The 256-nt window shown below is 64.1% G+C and carries 1 protein-coding gene; it reads left to right on the top strand.

The features are described from left to right. On the top strand, window positions 1–256 hold a 256-nt coding region (locus SB717_RS37570), incomplete at both ends, for a hypothetical protein (protein ID WP_410908232.1).

Below are 256 nucleotides of genomic sequence, written 5' to 3'. Positions count from 1 at the left end.
GAGCGAGGCTTGAGACAACGCCTGCTCGAGCTCGGTCAGGTTGCGCTGGGCCTTCCGGTGCCGACGCAAAAGTTCGTCCGACGGCAGGGTTGCCAGTTCCGAGTTCCGCTCGCTCTCCAGTTCCTGAACGGTTCTCTCGAGGGTGCCGTCGGCTCGTCCGCGTTCAAGGAGGCGCTTCAGGACCTCGCCCCTGCGGACTCTGTCTGCGCAGAGGTCACGCAGGTACTGATCGAACTCCTGGGATAACCGGACGCTC

Source organism: Priestia sp. SIMBA_032 (assembly GCF_046535215.1).
GTDB classification, from domain to species: Bacteria; Bacillota; Bacilli; order Bacillales; family Bacillaceae_H; genus Priestia; species Priestia aryabhattai.
This window is presented reverse-complemented; position numbering and strand designations above follow the sequence as displayed.